General features: G+C 67.3%; 1 protein-coding gene and 1 pseudogene. Both read left to right on the forward strand.

Going from position 1 to position 1,544, the window contains the following annotated elements; genetic code table 11:
• Positions 1-1,368: helix-hairpin-helix domain-containing protein (locus EJC49_RS24345; protein ID WP_245453550.1), on the forward strand; the 1,368-nt coding region annotated here is incomplete at its 5' end.
• 54 nt (positions 1,369-1,422) lie between these two features.
• A pseudogene (locus EJC49_RS26165) lies at positions 1,423-1,544 on the forward strand (SOS response-associated peptidase); the annotation flags it as partial.

Below are 1,544 nucleotides of genomic sequence, written 5' to 3' on the forward strand. Positions count from 1 at the left end.
CCCAAGCCGGAACTGGAGAAGGTGCTGGGCAAGACGCTCGGCGTGCCGCTCTTCCAGGAGCAAGCCATGCGCGTAGCCATCGAATGCGCCGGCTTCACGCCGGGTGAGGCCGACATGCTGCGCAAGTCGATGGCGACCTTCAAGTTCACCGGCGGGGTGAGCCGATTCAAGGACAAGCTGATCGAGGGCATGGTCGAGCGCGGCTACGAGCGCGACTTTGCCGAGAGGACCTTTTCCCAGCTGGAAGGATTCGGCAGCTATGGCTTTCCGGAGAGCCACGCGGCCTCCTTCGCCCTGATTGCCTACGCCTCGGCCTGGCTCAAGTGCTGGCACCCCGACATCTTCTGCGCGGCGCTCCTCAATTCGCAGCCCATGGGCTTCTATGCCCCGGCCCAGATTGTGCGGGATGCCGTCGAGCACGGCGTCGAAGTCCGCCCGGTGTGCGTGAACGCCTCTCGCTGGGACTGCACTCTCGAGGAGATGGACGACGGCCGGTTCGCCGTTCGGCTTGGCATGCGCATGGTCAGAGGACTGGCGAACGGCCATGCTGCCCGCATCGCTGCCGTTCGCGCCGATGAATCCTTCGCTTCCGTCGACGACATGTGGCGCCGGGCCGGCGTCCCGTCCCACGTCCTGGAGCAGCTCGCGGAGGCGGACGCCTTCCGGCCTTCGCTCGGCATGGCGCGGCGCGAGGCGCTCTGGGCCATCAAGGGATTGCGGGACGAGCCTCTGCCGCTCTTCGCCGCCGCCTCCGCGCGCGAGCAGGTGACCGTGTCGGAACAGGTGGAGCCTTCCGCCACGCTCCGCCGAATGACCGAGGGCAGCGAGGTGGTGTCCGACTATGGCCACACCGGGCTGTCGCTCCGCCAACATCCCGTATCCTTCCTGAGGGCCGATCTGGCGCGGCGGCGCATCGTGACCTGCGCCGACGCCATGCGCGCGCGGGACCGCCGCTGGCTGGAGACTGCAGGACTCGTCCTCGTCCGGCAGCGGCCGGGTAGCGCCAAGGGCGTCATGTTCATCACCATCGAAGACGAGAGCGGGATCGCGAACCTCGTGGTCTGGCCAAAGATGTTCGAGAAGTTCCGCCGCGTGGTGCTGGGCTCCACGATGTTCGCTGTTCGGGGCCGTATCCAGCGCGAAGGAGATGTCGTGCACCTCGTCGCCCACCAGCTGACGGACATGTCGGAGGCGCTGGCGGGCATCGGACGGCGCGACGCCCCGTTCCCGCTTCCACACGGCCGCGGCGACGAATTCCATCACGGGAGTCCTACGCCCGACCCGCGCGGCGCTGCCAAGCCGAGGGACATCTACATTCCGGACCTGCACATCGATCGCCTGCGGGTTCAGGCGAAGAACTTCCGATAGTCCGATGGCGGCGCCTGCTTGCCAACGCCGGATGCGCGGCTAGTCTCGCGGACCATGTGCAACCTCTACAACATCTCGACGAACCAGGAGGCGCTGCGCGCGCTCGTCAGGTCCTTCGACGACCTGCTCGGAAATCTCGAGCCGTCCATCGACGTGTGGCCCGACCGCACGGCACC

It is taken from the genome of Aquibium carbonis (assembly GCF_003970795.1).
In the GTDB taxonomy this organism is placed as follows: Bacteria; Pseudomonadota; Alphaproteobacteria; order Rhizobiales; family Rhizobiaceae; genus Aquibium; species Aquibium carbonis.